14 protein-coding genes, 1 pseudogene and 1 other annotated feature are annotated in these 15,042 nt (G+C 46.3%); of the genes and pseudogenes, 10 read left to right on the top strand and 5 right to left on the bottom strand.

All coding sequences use genetic code 11. The annotated features are described in order from the left end of the window. Nucleotides 1-264 precede the first annotated feature (264 nt). A pseudogene (locus RH061_RS20280) lies at nt 265-375 on the top strand (GNAT family N-acetyltransferase); the annotation flags it as partial. Between the two features lie 45 nt (nt 376-420). On the opposite strand, the gene brnQ reads toward RH061_RS20280, so the two are convergent. After that, complete coding sequence (brnQ, locus tag RH061_RS20275) at nt 421-1,752, bottom strand: branched-chain amino acid transport system II carrier protein (RefSeq protein WP_311072602.1); 1,332 nt, start codon at nt 1,750-1,752, stop codon at nt 421-423. A gap of 95 nt (nt 1,753-1,847) precedes the next feature. Further along, nucleotides 1,848-2,090: a binding site (T-box leader), on the bottom strand. A gap of 164 nt (nt 2,091-2,254) precedes the next feature. Here brnQ and RH061_RS20270 point away from each other — a divergent pair. The 3 genes from RH061_RS20270 to RH061_RS20260 all read left to right on the top strand — a co-directional run bounded on the left by RH061_RS20270 (nt 2,255) and on the right by RH061_RS20260 (nt 3,776). After that, nucleotides 2,255-3,151, top strand: coding sequence for a selenium metabolism-associated LysR family transcriptional regulator (locus tag RH061_RS20270; RefSeq protein ID WP_311072601.1), 897 nt, complete (start codon nt 2,255-2,257; stop codon nt 3,149-3,151). A gap of 78 nt (nt 3,152-3,229) precedes the next feature. After that, entirely contained in the window at nt 3,230-3,502 is a 273-nt protein-coding gene (locus RH061_RS20265; RefSeq protein WP_311072600.1) for a ubiquitin-like small modifier protein 1, read from the top strand. A 1-nt stretch (nt 3,503) separates the two neighbouring features. Continuing rightward, the gene (locus RH061_RS20260) at nt 3,504-3,776 is read left to right on the top strand and encodes a MoaD-like domain-containing protein (RefSeq protein WP_311072599.1); all 273 of its coding nucleotides are present in this window, start codon (nt 3,504-3,506) and stop codon (nt 3,774-3,776) included. 340 nt (nt 3,777-4,116) lie between these two features. Here RH061_RS20260 and RH061_RS20255 read toward each other — a convergent pair whose 3' ends face one another. After that, complete coding sequence (locus RH061_RS20255; protein ID WP_311072598.1) at nt 4,117-5,958, bottom strand: aldehyde ferredoxin oxidoreductase family protein; 1,842 nt, start codon at nt 5,956-5,958, stop codon at nt 4,117-4,119. A 145-nt stretch (nt 5,959-6,103) separates the two neighbouring features. On the opposite strand from RH061_RS20255, the gene RH061_RS20250 reads away from it, so the two are divergent. Both RH061_RS20250 and RH061_RS20245 read left to right on the top strand, forming a co-directional pair. Then, on the top strand, nt 6,104-7,132 hold the full coding sequence (locus tag RH061_RS20250; RefSeq protein WP_396654826.1) for a ThiF family adenylyltransferase: 1,029 nt from the start codon (nt 6,104-6,106) through the stop codon (nt 7,130-7,132). A gap of 139 nt (nt 7,133-7,271) precedes the next feature. After that, nucleotides 7,272-8,639, top strand: a complete 1,368-nt coding sequence (locus RH061_RS20245) for an FAD-binding oxidoreductase (protein WP_311072597.1) — start codon at nt 7,272-7,274, stop codon at nt 8,637-8,639. A 257-nt stretch (nt 8,640-8,896) separates the two neighbouring features. On the opposite strand, the gene RH061_RS20240 is transcribed toward RH061_RS20245, so the two are convergent. Next, complete coding sequence (locus tag RH061_RS20240) at nt 8,897-9,916, bottom strand: YeiH family protein (RefSeq protein ID WP_311072596.1); 1,020 nt, start codon at nt 9,914-9,916, stop codon at nt 8,897-8,899. Nucleotides 9,917-10,100: 184 nt separating this feature from the next. Between RH061_RS20240 and RH061_RS20235 the strand changes: the two genes are divergently transcribed. The 4 genes from RH061_RS20235 (at nt 10,101) to RH061_RS20220 (ending at nt 14,365) form a co-directional block, all read left to right on the top strand. Further along, the gene (locus RH061_RS20235; RefSeq protein WP_311072595.1) at nt 10,101-11,306 is read left to right on the top strand and encodes an MASE3 domain-containing protein; all 1,206 of its coding nucleotides are present in this window, start codon (nt 10,101-10,103) and stop codon (nt 11,304-11,306) included. Between the two features lie 291 nt (nt 11,307-11,597). Continuing rightward, on the top strand, nt 11,598-12,974 hold the full coding sequence (gene nagE / locus RH061_RS20230) for an N-acetylglucosamine-specific PTS transporter subunit IIBC (RefSeq protein WP_311072594.1): 1,377 nt from the start codon (nt 11,598-11,600) through the stop codon (nt 12,972-12,974). Nucleotides 12,975-13,171: 197 nt separating this feature from the next. Continuing rightward, entirely contained in the window at nt 13,172-14,089 is a 918-nt protein-coding gene (locus tag RH061_RS20225; RefSeq protein WP_311072593.1) for a DUF7916 family protein, read from the top strand. Between the two features lie 84 nt (nt 14,090-14,173). After that, the gene (locus tag RH061_RS20220; protein ID WP_311072592.1) at nt 14,174-14,365 is read left to right on the top strand and encodes a hypothetical protein; all 192 of its coding nucleotides are present in this window, start codon (nt 14,174-14,176) and stop codon (nt 14,363-14,365) included. A gap of 56 nt (nt 14,366-14,421) precedes the next feature. On the opposite strand, the gene RH061_RS20215 is transcribed toward RH061_RS20220, so the two are convergent. Then, nucleotides 14,422-14,577 (bottom strand): hypothetical protein, encoded by a 156-nt coding sequence (locus RH061_RS20215; RefSeq protein WP_226678849.1) that lies wholly within the window; start codon nt 14,575-14,577, stop codon nt 14,422-14,424. Between the two features lie 126 nt (nt 14,578-14,703). Continuing rightward, a complete protein-coding gene (locus RH061_RS20210) occupies nt 14,704-15,006 on the bottom strand; it encodes a hypothetical protein (RefSeq protein WP_311072591.1) in 303 nt (100 codons plus the stop codon). Nucleotides 15,007-15,042: the final 36 nt, after the last annotated feature.

The raw sequence follows: 15,042 nt of genomic DNA, 5'->3' as shown, positions 1-15,042 counted from the left end.
AGGCGCTTGCAGCTACTTTCTGTGATAACTGAATGGTGTCATCACATTTTTTAAAAAATAAACGGAAAAATTCCGGTAAAATTAGAAACGACCCTTATTTCCTTGAAAATAAGGGTCGTTTTTCCGTTTATTTCTTCCAAATCATTAAATTTTGCCTTGTTTTTTGCAGGTAAACGGAATATCTCCGCTTATTAGGACCTCATAAGCTCTCTTTATATACAATAGCAGGAAATACTCCGCTTATGAATTCTCATACTTGCACGCGGCTTTCAAATTGAAGGCAGGGTGAGGCAAGCGGTCCATCGTGATGGGAAAGTTTTTGACCGAATCAATATGGGAATTTTACGGTCGGAGTGGGAAGAACTCTTCTTATAAAAAAATGGACCGGGCATTCTTCATGCCCGGTCCGACTTGTTCCTATTACTCCGAAGCCGTCTTTAACCCCTTAGTAGGAACAAGCCTGTCAAAAGCCCAACCGATAATGGCACCAACAAGTGCAGGCAGAAGCCAGCCCAAACCCTCTGCATATAGCGGCAAGGATGTTAGTAGTGCTCCGAGTGCGTCTGACTCCACTCCGAAGGTCTTAAAACCGTCTACTACGCTAACAAGTGATGTTGCAAACACTGCTCCAACATAGACTCCGCGTGCTCCCTTGAAGAAACGGTCAAGGAAGGACAGAATGACAAGCACGATTGTGATCGGATAAAGAACGATCAACACCGGTACCGAAATCGAAATGATCTGGTTCAGGCCAAGATTCGCGATTAATAAGCTGACCAATGTTACAACGAGTGTGTAAGCCTTATATGAAGTCTTTGGCATCATTTTTGCGAAAAATTGGCTTGTCGCCGCTACAAGGCCAACTGCCGTTGTGAAGCAGGCGAGCGTAACAATCAAGCCGAGCAGCAGCATGCCAGGTTCACCGAACATCAGCTTAGCAGATTCAGTTAAAATTGCACCGCCATTTTCGTATTCTCCAACCGAGGCCATTTTTGCACCAAGAAGGCCGACAGTTACATATACAAAAGTTAATCCGATGCCAGCGATTACGCCAGCTTTCAATGTTTCCCTTACAACCTGCTTGCGTTCCAGTGCTTTTTTCTGCTGTACAGCTCCAACAACAATGATTCCAAAGGCCAATGCGGCAATGGTATCCATCGTCAGGTACCCTTCAAGGAATCCTTTAGCAAATGGTGCTGACGCATATTTTTCAGATACCTCTCCAAAGGATCCATCCAGTTTGAAAAAGCTGCCAATCACAAGCACGACGATGGCTGCAAGCAAAACAGGCGTCAGGATGCTCCCAATCCGTTCAACCATTTTTGAAGGGTTTAACGTAACCCAGTAAACTAGTGCGAAAAAGATTAATGTAAACAGTAAAAGTGCAAGGGAACTTGATCCGGATTCCCCAAGGAACGGCTTAACGGACATTTCAAAAGCAACGTTGGCGCTTCTAGGAATGCCGAAGAAAGGCCCAATCGATAGATAAACAGCAGCGCTGAAAATGACGGCAAATACTGGGTGAACCTTTGAACCGATTTCTTTTATGCCATCCTTAGCCATTGAAATGACAACTACAGTCAATAATGGCAGCCCTACTCCTGTTACAACAAAGCCAAGCATCGCTGGCCAGAAGTTAGCACCAGCTTCCTGTCCCAAAAACGGCGGGAAAATCAGATTCCCTGCTCCAAAAAATAATGCAAATAACATCAGACCGATTGTGAGTGTTTCTTTACTCCTTAAGCTTCCCATCCTTTTTCTCCTCCTAATATAATGTTCTGGCACTGAGAGTATAGGAAATTCGGAACGGAATGTTATACAATAAAAAACAAAAAACTCGTCCCTGAAAAAGGGACGAGTTGCGCTCGCGTTACCACCCTGATTCCGCACAAACATGCGGCTCTCATCAACGTACCATCATACGTGTTCCATTTAACGGCGGACTAGCCGGCAACACTTACTGCAACTAGGTTTCAGCATTGCATCTCAGAGATGATGTTCCTCTATAATCTGAACACCGGCTTGCAGCAAATCACCGGCTCTCTGGGGATCAGGTTCCATAAAGGACGTGTTCTCGTCATCGATTTTTATTATTGTAAAATATATTTACAAGAACTATATTAATATTCAGATAATAATATGTCAACACTATTTTAAAAGTAAAATACAGGATAGTAAATATCTTGCCCAATTCAGCCCATTCATATATTAAAATGGTTATATATAAAGTCGGAAAATAAATGGAGCCTATCGTATGAATCTAAAAAAGCTAGAAGCTTTCATAATGGTTGTCGAAAAGAATAGTTTCTCCGAGGCTGCTGCCGTACTTAAAAGCTCACAGCCTTCTGTCAGCCTGAAAATCAAAAGCCTGGAAGATGAGCTCGGGTTTGAACTGCTTGACAGGGGAGTGTCAGGAATCAGGCCGACGCCTGCAGGAATGGTTGTTTATACAGCCGCAAAGGACATCGCCAACCGGTGGAGGATGCTGGAGGGCCAATTGGGTGAATTCCAGGGAACCCTGACAGGAACACTGACGATTGGGGCCAGTACGATACCTGGAACCTATTTGCTTCCCGGCTGGGTTAAAAATTTCCGCAGCCTTTTTCCAAAGGTGGATGTCAAAATCGAAATCGGCGATTCGAAAAAAATACTTGAAAAACTGCAGAATCACCAAATTGATGCTGCGATCATCGGGATGAAGGTCGAATCCCGACTGTTAAAAAGCAAACCGGTTGCCCTGGATTCTCTGGTATTAGTTTCGCCTGTTGAGCACCCATTGGTTCAAACGGCATCAGCAAAGTTTTCGCAAATTCAACAATATGATTTTGTCCTCCGCGAAGAAGGATCAGGCACTCGCAAAATGATGGAGCATTTCTTGGCTGAAAAAGGCCTGTCATTAGAAGATTTGACAGTTGCCGTATCCATCGGAAGTACAGAATCTGTAATCGCCGCCGTTGAAGCGGGATTGGGCATCAGTTTTATTTCAAGGCTGGCAGCTATGCCCGCACAACGAGCTGGCCGCATTAAGATTATCGATACTTTTGAGCCATATGAACGGGAATTTTATCTCGTGACCCATACAGATGCTGAAAATACTCCGATGATCAGACAGTTCTCGGAAATTATTGAGGAAAACCATAAACAAGAATGAACCGACCGTATCGAAAGAGATAATGACAATTTTCATTTTTCAATTTATTATTAATGTAAGGAGAAAGGGGCGTTTTGGATGCAGGTTAAGGTATTTGCTAATCTCAGGGATATTTGCGGAGGCGTAACAGTCGAAGTGAAGCCTGATGGAGACCGGGTTATGGATGTGCTTGATAAAATGTGCGAAATGTTCCCGGATTTGCACGAAGAAATTTACACAGAAGAAAAGACGCTCAAGCCATTTGTGCACGTCTATATCAATGGCCGTAACATCGTCCATGATCAGGACCTTGAAACGCATGTAAAAGAAAGCGACCAGTTCGCGCTGTTCCCTCCGGTTGCCGGTGGCTGATATGGTTGATAGAATACTAGAATTCCGCGGAATCAATCGTGATCACCTCGGCATGTATTTTGAGGAGCTGGGCGGCACGCTCGTGACAGATTCCTTTCCGTTCGTCTATGAAGCAGCCAGCTGGGGAGCGGAAATTTTAAGCGAGGATGAGCTGGCTTTTACGAAAACATTCATCGTCAATGCCGTACATATCCGCTTTGCGGCTGAAAATGAGGAAGCGCTCGAGCAGCTGATTAAAAATTACCGTTATAAAACAACCCGGGTTGGCGGGTAGCGAAGGTTTCGGCAGATTAATGCCGGAGCCTTTTGATTTTTAGCTTGAAAACTTCTAATATTAGGCTGAAATTGTGAATTTTTTCGATTAGGGGTCGTTTCCCGCTAATAGGAAAGGGAAATTACACCACAAAAGAGGCCGCTTTAGAAAATATCGACCCCATTTTAAGTTTTATTGGCGAATTTTGAAATATATCGACCACATTTTCACTTTTATCAGCGGATTTTAAAATATATTGACCACATTTCCAATTATTTCGAACAAGTTGCTCCATCCTCTTTTATTCAAGTCGATCAAAAAACAAAAACCAGGCAAAATCGCCTGGTTCTCTTCAATAATATTAAACTTCTTCTGTAGCTGGAGCTGTTTCTTCGCCAATGATACCCAGTTCGCGAAGTTTTTCTTCTGTAACGACGCCATCTTTCCAGCCGCGGACATTATAGTAGTCATCAAGCATGATATCCATGCGAGAAACGAGGCCTTCACTGTTGCCTGATGCGCCTTCTTCAGTAAAGCGTTTTGGCAGGAAGTCATCCTCACGCTTGTTGAAGCCAGCTAGGTTGTTGTAGTAACGCTCTAGGTTGTAAATTCTTTCCCCTGCAAGCATGACATCGTCTGCTGTCATTGGAATGCCAGTCATTGTGCTGTATTGCTCAGCATAGTGCTCTGCATTTTCAGAGAAAGAAGAGAATTTACAGATATTCATAGAGTCAGAGAATGAAAGCAGGTTCTGGAATACATTCAGAAGCTCCGCTTTTCCTTCTGCTACTGTACGGTCAGTTGGCTCAGGAATGCCGGCAATTTCAGATGCGATTGTGTAGCCGCGAAGGTGGCAGGCACCACGGTTACTTGTCGCATAGCCAAGGCCGATACCCTGGATTCCGCGTGGATCGTAAGCTGGGATGGACTGGCCTTTTACTGACATAGACAGTTCAGGAACGCCCCATGCAGCTGTCGCGCGTGCAGGACCTTCAGCCAGGATGCCGCCAAATCCTTCACGGAATGCGATTTTGCGAGCGATTTCGATCATGCCGTCAGCGTCGCCCCAGTCAAGCTTCTCTTCAACGATGCCTTTTTCATAAGCTTCCATTGTGACAGAGATAGCGTGGCCAAGCTCAATGGTGTCCATGCCATATTCATTACAGATGTCGATTAAGTATGCGATTGCTTCAGAGTCGCTCAATCCGCTGTTCGCACCAAGTGCCCATGCAGATTCAAACTCAAAGCTCTCAACGCGAGTCTTATATTTGCCTTCCTTGACTTCAACCTCGATTTTACAGCCAACCGGGCAAGCGTGGCATGTGTTGTTGGCAACGAGAATATGCTCGTTTACCCACTCGCCTGAGTGCTTTTCAGCTTCATCCCAGTGTGTCAATTGAGAGTTGCGTGTTGGAAGCGCTCCCACTTCATTGATCAAGTTAGTAAGGACGTTTGTTCCATATACGGACAATCCGCCTTTGTTTGGAGCAGTCAAGCCGCCTTCAAGAATAGCCTTAACCGCTTTCTTGTTGGCCTGGTTGTAATCATCCTTCTGAGCAGGCTCAGGCATATTGCCCTTTTGTGCTGCCTTGATGACGATTGCCTTAAGCTTTTTGTAGCCAGCAACCGCACCAGTGCCGCCGCGTCCTGCAGCGCGGTCATGCTCGTTCATGAAACCAGCAAAACGTACGCCGTTTTCGCCAGCCTGGCCGATTGTCATAACACTTAGGTTTTCTTCGCCGTGAACACCTTTCAAAGCTTGGACTGTCGCGCGAGTGCTCAATCCCCACAATTGAGAAGCGTCGCGGATCTCTGCCTTGCCATCTTCGATATAAAGGTACACAGGCTTGTCGCTCTTGCCTTTGAAAATCACGTTGTCAATGCCAGCCCACTTCAGACGAGCTGCAGTCCATCCGCCCATATGTGAGTCAGTAACCGTGCCAGTCAATGGAGACTTCGTCACGACTGCCAGACGTCCGCTCATCGATGACCGTGAACCTGTTACAGGACCTGTCATGATACACAGGATATTTTCTTCTGATAGAGGCTCAACCTCAGGTCCGTTGTCAAGAACATACTTAACCCCAAGACCGCGGCCGCCGATATACTTTTTCACATCGTCTTCATTGATGCCTCTGTAATCGACAGTACCGTTTGACAAGTCAACTAATACTTCTTTGTTTTTAAATCCCCCAAAATTCATCTTAACTAATCCACCTCTTTCATTTAGTATGGATAAAAAATAATACAAGAGGCCTATTATCCTCTTAATCTTAAGTATAGTGAAAATTCAGCCTAAAAAAAAGCTTTATTTCAAGATATAATGAAATAGAAATGAGGGGATCTGAATGAAAGATATGGAGCGTTATTCAAGGCAGATTTTATTCCAGCCAATTGGAAGTGGAGGCCAGGAGAAACTGTTGAAAAGCTCTGCCGTCATCGTCGGCATGGGCGCACTGGGAACGGTAATTTCGAATCATCTGGTCCGGTCAGGTGTCGGGCATGTGCGAATCATCGACCGTGACCTTGTGGAGCTTTCCAACCTCCAGCGCCAGACTCTTTATGATGAGGATGATGCGCGCGAAAACCTGCCGAAGGTCATTGCCGCTGAAAAAAAACTGAAAAAGATCAATTCAGAAGTGAAAGTCGAGGCTGTCATCGCAGATTTAACGCTCGACAACGCAGAGGATCTGCTTGCAGGTTTTGATGTGATTGTTGATGGAACCGATAACTTCATGGCCCGCTATCTCATCAATGATGTTGCCGTCAAGCATGGCATTCCGTGGGTTTACGGAGGGGCAGTCAGTTCACGTGGGATGTTCGCCGCCATCAAACCGGGAGAAACCCCTTGCTATCGGTGCTTGTTCCCATCGGTTCCTGCTGGACTGGGTGAGACATGCGACAGCATCGGGGTGCTTTCGCCGATTACAGATATCATTGGATCCTTCGAAGCAGTCGAGGCACTCAAGCTGCTGGTGGGGGCAGAGTCGAACCCGAATCTTGAGCAGATGGATATCTGGTACAACTCCTTTTTGCAGATGGACGTCAGCCAGGGGCGCAATCCAGAATGCCCGGCATGCGTCCACCACAATTACGAATTCCTGGATCGCTCATCACAACAGCAAATTAACTATGCATCCTTATGCGGACGGGACACCATCCAGATCAACCCGCGGCAAAAAACGAAACAAGATTTGGAGAAACTCGCCGGCCGCCTGAAAAATAATGGTGAGGTCAAAGGCAATCCATTCTTGCTCCGCTTTATGCCGGACAAGGAAATCACAATGGTCATTTTCCAGGACGGAAGGGTACTCGTCCATGGTACGGATGATACTGTAAAAGCAAAAACGTATTATGCTAGATACCTGGGTTCTTAACGATGATAGTGTAAAGCAAAATCCTAATACGTAAAATACCTGGGTTCCTGACAAATGGTAGTGCAAAAGCCAAGATCGATTATGCTTTATAAAGATAGATTTCAAGGTTCACAACCATTTTTTAAAAGGGGAGATTGACATGGCAGGCTACATAGATGAATTGAAGAGAGTCATAGATGAGGAACTGGTATCGATAAATGAAACGGTTTTGGAGCTTCACGGCCGGGATGAGTCTTATCATGAGCCACGTCTGCCAGATGTCGTGGTTTTTCCTCGGAATAAAGGAGATGTCAGCAAGGTCCTGAAGTTCGCCAACGAGCGGAAAATCCCTGTTGTTCCATTTGGCTTGGGAACGAGCCTGGAAGGGCATGTCATTCCCGTGAATGGCGGGATATCGCTTGATCTTTCGCAGATGAATGCAATTGTTGAAGTAAAGGAAAGCGACTTCCTGGTGAAAGTCCAGCCGGGGGTCACAAGGTCGGCCCTGAATAAAGAACTGAAAAAGTATGGCTTGTTTTTTACCGTCGATCCTGGAGCGGATGCGACGCTTGGCGGGATGGCCGCAACGAATGCGAGCGGCACAACTTCAGTGCGCTACGGCATCATGCGCGATCAGGTCAGGGATCTTGAGGTGGTGCTTGCGAACGGTGACATCATCCATACCGGCAGTCTGGCTGCGAAGTCTTCTTCAGGAATCCACCTGAATGGGATGTTTGTCGGCTCGGAAGGAACGCTTGGAGTCATCACGGAGCTTACGCTGAAGGTATATGGCATTCCAGAGGCGATTACCGCCGCCCGGGCCGTTTTTCCATCTGTTAAAAATGCCGTCGATGCCGTGGTTGGCATTTTAGCTGGAGGCATACCGGTGGCCCGGATTGAATTCGTCGATGCTGAGTCGGTGAAAAAAGTGAATGAATTCATGGAAACACAGTACGAGGAAAGTACGACGCTGTTCATGGAATTCCACGGCAACGAGGCAGGACTGGCGCAGGATGTGGAGTTTGCTACTGAAATCTTGAAGGATCACGGATGCTCTACTTTCCAGTTCGAGGCAGACTCAAAAGCACGCAACCAGCTGTGGGAAGCAAGGCATAATCTGCTTTACGCCTATAAACATACAGCCGGCAAGAAAAGCATCATGCTGACAGATGTCAGTGTCCCGGTTTCAGAATTGACGGGAGCCATCCTCCATACCCGCGAGCTGATTGATGCATCTTCAATTGAAGGCTCAATCGTCGGCCATGTTGGGGACGGTAACTATCACGTTCTGCTGTTGATAGACAAGGAGAATCCTGGAGAAGTAAAAGAAGGCGAACGAATCAATGAAGAAATCGTCCACTATGCACTGAAGCGTGGCGGGACGTGCACCGGAGAACACGGTGTCGGCCTCGGGAAAGCAAAGTACCAGCGACTTGAGCATGGCGCTGCCTACAATGTCATGAAATCCATCAAGAAAACCCTCGACCCGAACGGTATCCTGAATCCTGGGAAGATTTTTGTAGATTAATAACAATAAAGCGGCCGATGCGCCGCTTTATTTTTTTGGAATCTCTCCGATTCTTACGATAATCACTCCGATTCACGCGAGAATCTCTCCGGTCCACACGATAATCTCTCCGATTCACACGATAATCTCTCACATCCATGCTTGTATCACTCACATTCACACGATAATCTCCACTTTTTCCAAAATAATGGAAGATCACCGCAAGCTGCAGCGAATATTTCAAAAAATAAACCATCATCGCTGATGGTCTAATTTTATTAAACAAAAACCCTAACTAAAATATACCCAAACACCGAAAGCAGGACAGATCCTGCAAGTCCTGCCGATAATGCTTTTCCGCCCATTTGCCTGAACGATTTAAAATCGACATTCAAACCGAGCCCAGCCATGGCCATGCCGATCAGCAAATAGGCGAGGCTGACGATGGCAGACGCGACGACATCGCTGACAACACCTAAAGTGTTGAATGCACTCACTGCCAGGAATCCAAGGATGAACCAGGGAATCGGAAGGTTTGCGAGCGTCATTTTTTGACTGGCGTCACCGGATTCCTTTCTCTGGATCAGGAAACCTATTAAAATTGCAACCGGGACCAGCAAGGCTACCCTTGTCAATTTTACGATAATGGCAAGGTCGAGTGCGGCCTGTCCAGCCGGATCGGCAGCGGCGACGACATGAGCGATTTCGTGCAGGGTGCCGCCCGCAAATACACCATAATTCAGCGCGTTCAAGTCAAGATACGAGAAGATCAGGGTATAAAGAATGGTGAATATCGTTCCGAGCACGGCAACATTGGCCGCACCGACAGCGGTCTCTTTTTCGTTTGCCTTGATGACTGGTGCGATGGCGACGACAGCGGCCGCTCCGCAAATCGCAGTGCCGCAGGCAGTCAGGATGCCAAGCCTTTTTTCGACCTTAAAGAGCCGGCTCAGCAAATAGACGACCAGCAAAGCAAAGGTCAGATTCGCGAATGCGATAAAAAATACCGTCGTTCCGGCATTGTATATATCATAGAGATTCAGCCTGAATCCAAGCAGGATGATTCCGAGGCGAAGCAGTTTTTTGCTGGAATAGGAAGCACCCTCCAACAGTCCGCTGTTCACTCCGACAGACGCCCGCCATATCATTCCCAGCATGATGGCAATGACAAGCTGTCCCATGATCACGAAGAAAGGGAGGCCTGCAATCAAGCGGGCAGCCAGTGCCAGAACCAGTGTTAAAGCAATGCCTTTGAAGACTGGCACGCTAAAACGGGGCAAAAGTTCTTTCAGTTTCATGTTTACACGTCCTTCAAATCTGTCTAACTACCACTTTACCGAATAAAAGAAAAATAGCAAAACCCATATATGTATTTGAACAGAATTGTCAATATTCACAAAACAGCTATATGTACGCGGACCAGGAGTAGTCGAACGTGCTTATAATAGAGATAACTATATCCTCCCTAAGCAGGTGAGTAAAATGGAGAAGAGCATGTCGGAGGGAAGGTTTCTCGTCTATATTGTAGCTGCAGTCTTGCTTTTGATGCTGATCCATCTCTATCATGCTGACCTTTCGTCCTATTTGAATCCTGAAAACTATCTGGCCATCCATATGATTTTGGAATTTTTCAGTATTGCTGTTTCTTTTTCGATTTTTTCATACGGATGGAAAGTATTCGGTTTCTCAAAATCGCGAAGAATCCTGATGCTGAGCTTTTTATTCTTCATTGTCGGGACGCTCGATTTACTGCATACACTTACATTCGATGGTATGCCCTTTTTTATTACTGAGAGCTCGATCGCGAAGGCAACATGGTTCTGGGTTTCTGCTCGTATCATTGAATCATTGCTGATGGTGCTTGTCCTCATCCTGCCGGAACGCAATCTTCTAACGGATCGCAGGCGGAGCTGTCTTGCCATTTGCATGGCGATAATAGCTGTCCTGATGTTCGTGATTTTCAAGTATGAACAAAGCCTGCCGCTGCTTGTCATTGAAGGCAAAGGGACCACCATCCTGAAAAATCTCATTGAATACGGTGTCAGTTTCCTTCATTTCATCTCAATTGTCATATCGCTTTACTTTTATAATGAGGGGAAGAACGGCCAGCACTTATACGTAGGATTGGCATTCACATTCCTTTTCCTGTCCGAGCTTGTGTTCACGATCTACCAGAGCGTTTATGATATCGATAATTTCACTGGGCATTTATACAAGGCGCTCGGCTACTTTTTCATCATGAGAGGCTTCTACTTCTCGACACTCGCGGACGACAGCTTCCAGAAGGATCCCTCCGAAAAGATATGGAGACAGACCGAGGAGATGATCCAAAGTCATTATGGTATCATCTTCAAGCTGTCAAAGCAGGGAAATGATTTCATCCACCACATTGTCGGAGGCGGGCTGCTGGATGACCTTGGCTTCAGCCCGAATGAAATCAATGGCAAGACGATTGCGGAATTCCTGCCCGAAAAGGCGGTGAGAATTGAAAGATACTATGACTGTGTATGGAAAAATAATGAGAAGATCGTCTTTGAAATCGAAATTGGCGGAAATACGTATGGTATTTCGCTCATGCCTCTGATGAACAATGGCGAGGTAGTGGAGATTGCCGGAGCCGTCATGGGTGTTGTCAGATATTCACGGCTGGACCGCTGCTCACGAAATACAAAGGCAAATGCCCTATAAATTATGTAAACCCGCATTCCTGCGGGTTTTTTCTTTCTTCAACGCGCTCCGATGTTGAAAGGAATTTTTATAAAAAAAGCCGAATAAGCTATAATTATCAGCCCTGTCCGATTGTGAGGGTGACAGCTTAAGAAGGGAGCGCCGGTTTTTAAAGTCGGAATAGTGAAAATAGTCTATTTTCAGGATGTTATTTAGAAAACCGAAGTGTTATGCTGGGTGTATGTTTACAAATTTCTACAAGGTTCTTGAAAAATGTAAGCATTTACAATCTTAACGGAAGAGGTGTTGAAGGTGCTAGGATTTTTACAAAGAATCGGGAAGGCGCTGATGCTTCCCATCGCTGTTTTACCTGCAGCTGCGTTATTGCTGCGTCTTGGGCAGCCGGACTTATTGGATATTGCTTTTATTTCTGCGGCAGGTGACGCGATTTTTGCCAATCTTGCATTATTATTCGCCATTGGTGTGGCAGTCGGAATCTCGAAGGATGGACACGGCGCTGCCGGGCTCGCTGGTGCGATTGGTTACTTTGTTTTGACAAAGGGTGCAGGTGCTGTCAATGAAGAAATCAATATGGCGGTGCTTGGCGGGATTTTATCAGGGGTAATTGCCGGTTTGCTCTACAACCGTTTCCATGATATCAAGCTGCCGGACTGGCTCGGTTTCTTCGGCGGCAAGCGTTTCGTTCCAATCATCACTTCATTGGTGATGATTGTCTTAGCAGGGATTTTCGGTTATGTTTGGCCGCCAATCCAGACAGGCATCAATAGTGTCGGTGAATGGATTGTTGGCGCTGGTGCAGTTGGAGTAGGAGTATTCGGTTTCCTGAATCGTTTATTGATTCCAATGGGTCTTCACCATGTTCTGAACACGCTTGTCTGGTTTGAATTTGGTGAATTCACGAATGCGGCCGGGGAAATTGTAAAAGGTGACCTGAACCGTTTCTTCGCAGGCGATCCTAAAGCAGGAATCTTCATGAACGGTTTCTTCCCAGTCATGATGTTCGGACTTCCAGCCGCAGCATTCGCGATGATTGCCGCAGCGAAAAAGGAACGCAAGAAGGCTACTGCAGGGGCGCTTATCGGATTAGCCTTCACATCATTCCTGACAGGGATTACCGAACCAATCGAATTCTTGTTCATGTTCCTTTCACCTGTGCTTTACGGAATTCATGCCGTATTGACTGGTCTAGCAATGTCGATTACCTATATGCTCGATATCCACCACGGATTTGGATTCTCAGCCGGTGCAATCGACTATGTCCTGAACTACGGAATCGCCCAAAAGCCATTGCTGCTGCTTGGTGTCGGACTTGTTTACGCCGTACTGTATTTCGTGATTTTCTACTTCCTGATCATCAAGCTTGACCTCAAGACGCCAGGCCGGGAAGAAGAGGTAGAGGGCGAATTTACGGAAAGCGGTTCTTCAAAAGGCAATTACGCCGAGCTTGCGGACCACTACCTAGCTGCATTAGGAGGCAAAAGCAATCTCAAGGATCTCGACAATTGCGTAACACGCCTTCGTTTAAAAGTCGATGATATGGCAAAAGTAAATGAAGCAGAACTGAAACGCCTCGGTGCAAAAGGCGTATTGAAACTGAATAAAACAGACCTTCAAGTCATTGTTGGAACAGATGTAGAGTTTTTGGCAAATGAAATGAAGCGGAAATAGAAAAGCGGAGGCGACACTAGACAAACGTCTCGAGGAGTTAGGAGCCGCAGCTAGACACTAATCTAAGTGTAAGAATTTATACTTTTAAATAAGCTAGGCAGACTTGGCGGCATTTTACCGCCAGGTCTTTTTTACACAGATATGTTTTAGAGCAATCAGCTAAAAAACGGATGCTTACATAATGGAGGGATATAGTCATGAAACGACTGCTTGACTGCACGGCATCAGACTTTGAACAAATGACAGGACAGGATTTGAAAAAGGCAATCATTGCTTCGGAGGGACGGACGATTTTATCAGAGGTGATCGGAGCGTTTTCACCATATTATCCTGCAGTGACGAATGCGGAACTGGCTGCGGCATTCGGGGCAGACCTGATATTGCTTAACTTCTTCGATGTGATGAACCCAGCGATTGAAAGTTTGCCGGATGCAGATCCGTCGGAAGTGATCACCCAGTTAAAAAAGCTGGTTGGCCGTCCTGTTGGCTTGAACCTTGAGCCTGTCGACCTCCAGGCGGACAAGCTTGAGGCACTCCAGCAGCTGCCCGAAGGAAGGATTGCTACTGATGCTTCCCTAACAAGAGCGAAGGAGCTTGGCTTTGATTTCGTCTGCTTGACAGGCAATCCCAAAACAGGCGTGACGAATGCAGAGATAACGAAGGCGATTGAGAAAGCCCGGACAGCATTCGGTCCTGATGGATTGATCATAGCGGGAAAAATGCATGGTGCAGGGGTGGCAGGTGAGACGGGAAGCTCGATGATGACGGAAGAAACCGTGCATAGCTTTGTCGAGGCCGGCGCTGACATTATCCTGATTCCGTCTCCAGGCACAGTATCAGGTTTTACGGTTGAAAAGACGGCAAAGCTGGTTGATCTCGTCCACCAAAAAGGAGCGCTCGCAATCCTGACGACAGGTACAAGCCAGGAGGGGGCGGATGAACAAACCATCAAACTAATCGCGCTGAACAGCAAAATGGCCGGTGCTGACCTCTACCATATCGGGGACGCCGGAGCAGCGGGAATCGCTTTGCCGGAGAACATCATGGCCTATTCGATCGTCGTCCGCGGCAAACGGCATACTTATGTCCGGATGGCAGCCTCTGTCCGCAGATAATTCCTGATTTTTCAAGTTCACTTCAGCCATTATTCGGGTAAAAGTAAAGTCAAAGGCTGATACTAACATCAGGAGGGATTCAACATGGATAAGGACAAGTATGTAAATATTGATCCACACGCAAAGCCTGCCAATCCAGGCTCTGAAAAAGAACAACTGGAAACAGCGGAAGCGAACATGAAGCTCCAGGATGCTTTTTACGATGAAAACAAAAGCAAAGGAATTGACCCTGCAAACCTGAATAACCAGACAGCCATCCTGACTGAAATGGACTAAGCCGGCATTCATATGCCGGCTTTTCCTTTTGGAGGCTTCTCATTGCGAAAGCCAATCTAATGATGTCGGTCTGTTTTATCGCTCTGGTCTTTGTTGCGCTTGTTCCCCTTGCTGTTGTCGCCGCTCGTCAATTCACCAGAAAACTCGGCCATCTGATTCCCAAGCTTGGGTGAATTTTGATTCTTGCTGCCTTTATTGAACTTTTTCGTCATTGCAAGCCCTCCTTAAAAGTGAGTACAAAGCTAGTTTTCCCGGCAAAAGGGTGGCAATATGTAAAAATTTTTAACATTAGAAAGCTCCATGTAAAAAAGGCAGTCCGCATGCGGCTGCCCTTTGAATCACTTTTCGATTAACACATCAATCTCTTCCTCGCCCACTAGTTCAACCTGTGCGAGACTTTTCAGTTCCTGTATCAGTTCGTTTGCTTCTTCATACAGCGTGTCGTCTGTGAATACTTCTGAGTAGTAGAGTGAATTGTCCAGCACGGCTTTTACGTGGAGCCTCGTTCCTGATTCTGTGTCTTCGTCACCCAATGTAACCGCGGAGCGCGAGGTTTCGTGCTGATTGAGCAAAATTTTATGATCAGTGCTGCCTTTCTTTACAGCTTCAACAATTTCCACAAGTGAATTAACTTGTTTCAATGACATCACCCCTCTAGTTATGTATTCCATGTTTCA

Origin of the sequence: Mesobacillus jeotgali (genome assembly GCF_031759225.1) — a bacterium.
Lineage (GTDB): Bacteria > Bacillota > Bacilli > Bacillales > Cytobacillaceae > Mesobacillus > Mesobacillus jeotgali_B.
Note: the sequence above shows the minus strand (reverse complement) of the source record. Positions and strands in the feature narration are given on the sequence as shown.

What these genes read in the sequence shown, in the direction of transcription:
- RH061_RS20215 (WP_226678849.1), bottom strand. Translation starts at nt 14,577, where the DNA reads ATGACGAAAAAGTTCAATAAAGGCAGCAAGAATCAAAATTCACCCAAG.
- brnQ (WP_311072602.1), bottom strand. Translation starts at nt 1,752, where the DNA reads ATGGGAAGCTTAAGGAGTAAAGAAACACTCACAATCGGTCTGATGTTA.
- RH061_RS20220 (WP_311072592.1), top strand. Translation starts at nt 14,174, where the DNA reads ATGGATAAGGACAAGTATGTAAATATTGATCCACACGCAAAGCCTGCC.
- RH061_RS20265 (WP_311072600.1), top strand. Translation starts at nt 3,230, where the DNA reads ATGCAGGTTAAGGTATTTGCTAATCTCAGGGATATTTGCGGAGGCGTA.
- RH061_RS20250 (WP_396654826.1), top strand. Translation starts at nt 6,104, where the DNA reads ATGAAAGATATGGAGCGTTATTCAAGGCAGATTTTATTCCAGCCAATT.
- RH061_RS20235 (WP_311072595.1), top strand. Translation starts at nt 10,101, where the DNA reads ATGGAGAAGAGCATGTCGGAGGGAAGGTTTCTCGTCTATATTGTAGCT.
- RH061_RS20245 (WP_311072597.1), top strand. Translation starts at nt 7,272, where the DNA reads ATGGCAGGCTACATAGATGAATTGAAGAGAGTCATAGATGAGGAACTG.
- RH061_RS20270 (WP_311072601.1), top strand. Translation starts at nt 2,255, where the DNA reads ATGAATCTAAAAAAGCTAGAAGCTTTCATAATGGTTGTCGAAAAGAAT.
- RH061_RS20240 (WP_311072596.1), bottom strand. Translation starts at nt 9,916, where the DNA reads ATGAAACTGAAAGAACTTTTGCCCCGTTTTAGCGTGCCAGTCTTCAAA.
- RH061_RS20225 (WP_311072593.1), top strand. Translation starts at nt 13,172, where the DNA reads ATGAAACGACTGCTTGACTGCACGGCATCAGACTTTGAACAAATGACA.
- RH061_RS20260 (WP_311072599.1), top strand. Translation starts at nt 3,504, where the DNA reads ATGGTTGATAGAATACTAGAATTCCGCGGAATCAATCGTGATCACCTC.
- RH061_RS20255 (WP_311072598.1), bottom strand. Translation starts at nt 5,958, where the DNA reads ATGAATTTTGGGGGATTTAAAAACAAAGAAGTATTAGTTGACTTGTCA.